Origin of the sequence: Pseudoalteromonas sp. GW168-MNA-CIBAN-0100, assembly GCF_040309225.1 — a bacterium.
Classification (GTDB): domain Bacteria; phylum Pseudomonadota; class Gammaproteobacteria; order Enterobacterales; family Alteromonadaceae; genus Pseudoalteromonas; species Pseudoalteromonas arctica.
The window spans coordinates 1-255 of record NZ_JBEOOL010000799.1 but is presented as its reverse complement, the minus strand read 5'-3'; the positions used below and the strand labels follow the sequence as shown (position 1 = coordinate 255).

Sequence of the window (255 nt, the reverse complement as noted above, 5' to 3'; positions counted from 1 at the left end):
CCTCAATATACATTGAATTAACGATCAAATTAGTAGAGGTACCTATTAGCGTAAGCGTTCCACCTAAAATAGAGGCATACGACAAAGGTAATAATAACTTACTGGCAAAATGATGGGGGTTATTACGAATAGGCGAAAGCAGTGTAGCTACAACAGCTGTATTATTCAAAATAGACGAAAAGAGAGTAGTAACTCCAAATAACCTAAACCAAGTAGAATGATAACTACTCACAATTATTTTAGATGCTACAACCC

The 255-nt window shown here is 35.3% G+C and carries 1 protein-coding gene; it reads right to left on the bottom strand.

Annotated elements, in window-relative coordinates:
• Positions 1-255 (bottom strand): SLC13 family permease (locus AAEY62_RS23480; protein ID WP_350636864.1); only part of this gene is annotated, 255 nt, incomplete at both ends.